Source organism: Methylophaga sp. UBA5088 (genome assembly GCF_002414625.1).
Lineage (GTDB): Bacteria > Pseudomonadota > Gammaproteobacteria > Nitrosococcales > Methylophagaceae > Methylophaga > Methylophaga marina.
This window is the reverse complement of sequence record NZ_DIAC01000131.1, coordinates 4,660-10,359: the sequence shown is the minus strand read 5'-3', so window position 1 is coordinate 10,359 and position 5,700 is coordinate 4,660. Positions and strand designations below refer to the sequence as shown.

Annotated in this window: 5 protein-coding genes; 2 read left to right on the top strand and 3 right to left on the bottom strand. The window is 43.5% G+C overall.

Annotation, left to right across the window (positions count from 1 at the left end; genetic code table 11):
• The coding region (locus B4K20_RS16190) for an alpha/beta fold hydrolase (RefSeq protein WP_414683397.1) at positions 1 to 214 on the top strand (214 nt) is incomplete at its 5' end.
• Between the two features lie 85 nt (positions 215 to 299).
• Here B4K20_RS16190 and B4K20_RS16185 read toward each other — a convergent pair.
• The 3 genes from B4K20_RS16185 to B4K20_RS16175 all read right to left on the bottom strand — a co-directional run bounded on the left by B4K20_RS16185 (position 300) and on the right by B4K20_RS16175 (position 4,958).
• Positions 300 to 2,759 carry an autotransporter domain-containing protein gene (locus B4K20_RS16185; RefSeq protein ID WP_289283705.1) on the bottom strand — a complete coding sequence of 820 codons (2,460 nt, stop codon included), beginning with the start codon at positions 2,757 to 2,759 and terminating at the stop codon, positions 300 to 302.
• 149 nt (positions 2,760 to 2,908) lie between these two features.
• Positions 2,909 to 3,601 carry a response regulator transcription factor gene (locus B4K20_RS16180; protein WP_289283704.1) on the bottom strand — a complete coding sequence of 231 codons (693 nt, stop codon included), beginning with the start codon at positions 3,599 to 3,601 and terminating at the stop codon, positions 2,909 to 2,911.
• Positions 3,594 to 4,958 carry a sensor histidine kinase gene (locus B4K20_RS16175; RefSeq protein ID WP_289283703.1) on the bottom strand — a complete coding sequence of 455 codons (1,365 nt, stop codon included), beginning with the start codon at positions 4,956 to 4,958 and terminating at the stop codon, positions 3,594 to 3,596. Before B4K20_RS16175 ends, B4K20_RS16180 begins: the two co-directional genes overlap by 8 nt.
• Before the next feature lie 268 nt (positions 4,959 to 5,226).
• On the opposite strand from B4K20_RS16175, the gene msrB reads away from it, so the two are divergent.
• Positions 5,227 to 5,700: peptide-methionine (R)-S-oxide reductase MsrB (msrB, locus tag B4K20_RS16170; protein ID WP_289283702.1), on the top strand; the 474-nt coding region annotated here is incomplete at its 3' end.

The following is a 5,700-nucleotide window of genomic DNA, read 5'->3' as shown; positions in this document are numbered from 1 at the left end:
ACTTAACCCGGCAGATGCATGGCAAAAACTCACCGATGTGCCACAAATTCACTTTGTCGGCAGTGAAGACAAGATCATGCCTGAGGCCGTTGCCAGATCGTATCAACAACATTTTCCTGACGCGAAACAACCCGAAGTCAGAGTGATTACCGGCATGAGCCATCATTGCTGCTGGGTAGAGCATTGGTCAGAATTACGACAAGAAGTTCAATAGCATCAGCATCAAATTGAATAAGCAAATACAAAAAAGCCCCAGCAATATCTGCTGAGGCTTTTTAGCTTGAACAGTCAAGTTTAGCTTAGAACGACATACGTAAGTTCACAGAAGCCGTTTGGTTTAAAAAGTCTTCACGACCTTCTACATCGTATTGAGCGGTGATATCAGTGTAATCGTTTAAATTAACGGTGGCACCGACACCAGCTCTAGCTAACCATGGTGAAGGATCAATCCCATCCGTAGTAAAGGCAGTACCACCACCAGTATAAGATGCTGTCAGACTAGTATCGTCATTGATGACGTCATAGCCCACGCCGATATTAGCCAGTAAAGTCGTCTTATCATTTAACTGATGGTCGATATCGGTTTGTACCATTAAGATAAATTCATCGGAATGAACGCTGTCCACATCAAGGTTAATCGCCCCTGCGCCTTTTTCTGTGTAACTTTCATCACGAATATACGCATAATCGGCACGAAGGCTTGGCATTACTGTGCTGCTGTCATTCAGCTCAAAACGTTTGCCAATACCCACACCCACATGGGCAGTGTAGCTATCGTAATCTGCTTCAGCGGTACGGCCAATAAAACTGATTTGGCGTTTGCTATCATTTTTATTCATACCTACATCGGCTTGCCAGTTCAGTTCCACATTTTCAAACTGGGCTAAGTCATGGCTACCGTAGGCAATCAACTGATAGGCATCAATATCGGCTTTGTTACCGGATGACATACCATTACCATCAACGCGGGTGTTCATATACGATAAAGCCAGACCTAGTCTGCTTGATTCGGTAACATCACCGTCCATACCTACCACAAAACCGTAAGAGTCGGCATCATAACCACTGACGCCATTACGTTCTTGTTGACGGGTCCAACTACCCACCGGTTTTAACCACATATTTTTATCGGTCAGGAAGGCATCACCCGATGATAAACCACGGGTATTGGCCTGACGACTTTGAATCACACGGTTAGTACTGTGCAAAGTATTGGCAGCGAGTTTTGTGGTGCCACCCACCAGTAAAGGCAGTGTTTCGGCCACCGCTTCTGTGATTTTCTGGTCATTGGAAAGACGCCCGAATGCTGTTGACACGTTTGCAATATCTGTATTTGTAGAGCCGCCGTTCACAAAACCGTCTAATACACGTGCTGCACCACGACCGGATTTAAAGCCTTCACTGTTGACGCTTTGAAGTACACTGGTATTACCATCTCTTGTTACACGTAAGCCGACAGTATTCCCTTCTTTTTCTGCAGCGAATGAATAGAGTAATGAATTATCCGTCACTTCAAAGCTGCCTGCATCCAAAGTGCCTGCGCTAATCACCTTGCTGAGAAGGCTCCCATTAGCGAGCGATGGTGCACCTTTAACATCTACATCAAGCTTCGAACCATCAGCAAAAGTAGCAGTGCCCGTCACATTTAACTTACCGTATTGACTTGCATCGATAAGTCCCAGCCTGAGAAGGCCATTCAACGTTTGAGTATAGTCCGCCGTTGCTCCAGCCTGCCCCAAAGTTAAGGTGTCACCCGCAGCGATCGATAGAGTACCGCCATTCACCTTAGCCGTACCTGAAAAACCTTCTAAGTCACCAGTTAAACGTGTAGTACCTGACAGAAAATTAATTTCGCCATTACCGTTGACGTCTACCACATCCTGAGAAAACACATAGTCAGTATTAGAGTGATTAAAGTTAATGCTGCCACTGCCAGCACCAAATTCAACAGTGGCTGCATCCAAAGTACCGGCAGCAACAATAATTGAATCACTCTGATCGGCACCAATATTTAGTTTGCCGGTTCCAGTCGCCTGATCACCTAAAATGAGTGTGCCAGTGCCGTTGTGTATATTGAAGCTACCACCAATAACCAGACTTAAAGTCCCTGCCCCTGAAACACCGAGTTTCACATCCTGATCCACTGTAAAGCTAGATCCGGTGCCAGTTATCAGAATTTTTCCTGTAGAACCATTTGCGTATGCGATATCAATCGATGTTGTGTCTAAAGCACCACCATTTTTTATGATTAACTCACCATCACCTGTGCCGCCAACTGTGAACATATTAGAATTAAGCACAGCATTGGCTGAATCGATCTGTAATGTATTCTTTGTGTCTGCTTTATCAGCAACGGTAGTCCAGTTCGTTGTGAGAGAACCATTCGATATCGTGAGGTTACCGGTTCCACTCGCAGTTCCCCCGAGTCTTAAATTAGTCACGTTTTGATTTGAACCATCGCTAATCAAAACGGTACTACCATCAGACACATTGGCTTCAGAAGTGGGTAAAGAGTCACCAACCCAGTTCGTCGTAGTTGACCATTCACCATCACCAGCCTCATTATCCCAATCTGTCGCCAGCACAGTCATTGGTGATGCAGCAAACAGGGCTGCTGATAACACAACGGCATGACCGACCGTTTTGGTCTGAACGTTGGTCGTTTGTGTTTTTGTTTTACCTTTAGCTGATGTGAACTCAGAGGCTACCATCCATGCTTGCCTACTGACATTCCAAACGATGCGATATGCGAGGTTCATACTACTTTTCCATTCCTGTTTTAATTAAGGGTCTACCGAAAACGTTTCTTACTAAAACGAATTTTGTGGTTTGTAAAAAAACGTTAAAAACGAATAAACACTAATCAATAGAAATGGTTTTTTTAAGCTTATTTTTGTATCAATTTGTATCAGACAATCGCGATCGGTTTGGTCAGCTGATAACCAACGTTACGTATGGTTTTGATGGGAAATTGAAAGTCATCCGAACTGAAGCGTTGGCGCATCCGTGAGATATGTAAATCCAGGCTTCGACTCTCAGGTGAATAGTTAGGATTACCCAGTGCACTATAAAGCGCCTCACGTGAGGTCGCCTGATTCTGCATAGACTGTTTAGCTAATAGTGAAAGTATGGTCAGTTCACTATTATTGAGTGGGTGAGGTTCACCATCAGGTGTTATCAATAACCAATTCACCGTATCCAGTTGCCAGGAATGTGTTTGCTTAGGCTGATGTGTTGTTAATGCTTGAAAGCGATTATTGATAACGGCCAGAAGTTCACGAATATCAACCGGTTTTGCCAAATAATAATCGGCACCAGAAGTAAGACCATTGACGCGATGCTCAACCTCCCCTAATGCAGAAAGCATCACCACATCAATACGCTGGTTTTGCTTTAGACGACTAACAATATTGAGGCCACTGTCATCCGGCAGATTCACATCAAGCAGCACCATATCGGCATCAAAATCATTCAGAATGGCATCCATTTCTTGTGCTGAAGCAGCTTCATTGACTAGCAGACCTTCGCTAGTCAAAATCGCTTTAATTGGTGCACGAAAATCAGCATCATCATCAACAATCAAAATCTTCGGCTTAGTCATGAGACACCTCATGTTTTGCTATTCGCACACTGAAGACAGTGTGTTGTTCACAACTGAGTGAGATAACAGCCTGATGCATATCGCATATACGCTTGGCAAAATATAATCCCAGACCTGAACCGCCCGCCGAGTCAGAGGATTCGACTCGAAAATATTTATCAAATATATAGGGGCGATGCTCTGCAGAAATACCGGAGCCATCATCCACAACCTGAATAATGTAGTCACCGTTACTTTCTATCAGTTCCATATACACGGACGATCTGTGTCGAGCATTTTTAAGTGCATTTGAGACCAAATTAGAAAATAACACGCTGAGGAACATCTCATCGCCGAGCACATTAGCCCCTGAAGGTAATGAATGAATAAGAGGAATGTCATATTCCGTGGCTATATTCTCCAGAACAAGAATTAGCGAAGTATCGTATAGAGCCTTCTCCTCCTGCTCAATCGAGTGAGCCATCCATTCATCATTTAAACAACGCTCGACCAAGGCATTCAGTCTCTCAGAAACATGCTTTATCCGATGCAAACTCTCATCGACGATAGGCGTTTTCACTTGCTGCAACATAAGAGCGGCATCAGCATTTGCTTTAATCGCACCGATGGGTGCTTTAAATTCATGAGATAACATGGAAAGAAAATGTTGTTGTTCTTTCAATGATTGATGAGCAATATCACGTGCCTGAGTGACTTTATTCACCTCATTCCGCAATTGGTTGTGTAATTTTTCTGAGGTCAAGACAATAAAGCCCACCGTGATGACAAAGCTGCTGACAATAGCCATCAAGAAAATCACATAGGCGGCATTGAAATCCAAAAACGAGATGTCTTTTACAGGTGCGTAGAGCATATTGGCTATTCGCCAGAGACTGATCATTCCCAGCACCAAAAAAGTGAGAGACATACCTAATCGTCCAGGCAGGTTTCTAGCATTTTTCCATAAAACATAGCTTGTCATCAGTGTAAGAATAGCGACACCGGTTGCTGAAATAATGATACGTTCTGCTAGATAATGGCTGCTTTGATACCACCAAAAAAGTGGCGATAAACATATAATCAACGAGACAGGAAAAAGCCAGGCAGGCTTTAACCCGGTTAATTGTCTTGAGGCTTGATAATAAAAGAGTAAGGCGAGGAAATAACTGACATTCGTCACCATGATCGATAGAGTGACATCCATACTATCTCGAAGCAGTAAAAAATAGGAGGCTATAGCCTGAAAACCTGCGCCGATAGCCGCGTATTTCAAGCCTTCCACGTCTTTCAACAGACGATAAAATAAAAATAAAGCGATAGCTGAAATAGAAGTAGTGATGACTAAAACAAGAACGATGGTGCGTAAATCGGGTAACAAAAGTAACTCACTTTTACAAAGGTACTAAATGGTATATGTCTGCTAATTGCAGCAACAGAGCTGCTGCAAGCAGAAAATCACCACAGATTATGACAAACCATCACCGTAAAGTGAAAAACGTTCTGATCAAGGGCACTCTCATTGCTCATAAACTTGTTTCGCCAAACAGATTTAGTGAGAGAATTTAAGCGTCTGTTCTAAAGATTTATGCCACTTTCACAACGATTATGTGTCAATACACTTACAGCAAAATAATCAAAGGACGAATATGACGAAGATATACCATAAAAACGACGCGGCCATTTCTGAGCTTGATGAACTGCAATATCACGTCACTCAGCAATGTGGTACCGAGCCCCCTTTTAACAATGCCTACTGGGATAACAAAGAACCGGGTTTATATGTAGATGTAGTGTCTGGCGAGCCTTTATTTACCTCGTTAGATAAATACGACTCGATGTCTGGCTGGCCTAGTTTTACCCGCCCACTCGATGCCAACAATATCACTGAGCATAGTGATGACACGCTAGGCATGGTCAGAACCGAAGTGCGTTCAAAATATGGTGACTCGCACCTGGGTCATGTCTTCCCTGATGGGCCAGAAGAACATGGTGGCTTGCGTTACTGTATTAACTCGGCCAGCTTACGCTTTATTCCAAAAGACCAGTTAGCCGCTGAAGGTTACGCTGACTACCTGCCCTTGTTTGATAATGACGAGTCAACGGATACCGACACTATTGAA

Bases quoted from the DNA above. Each gene is read 5' to 3' on its own strand.
- B4K20_RS16180 (WP_289283704.1), bottom strand. From the start codon at position 3,601: ATGACTAAGCCGAAGATTTTGATTGTTGATGATGATGCTGATTTTCGT.
- B4K20_RS16185 (WP_289283705.1), bottom strand. From the start codon at position 2,759: ATGAACCTCGCATATCGCATCGTTTGGAATGTCAGTAGGCAAGCATGG.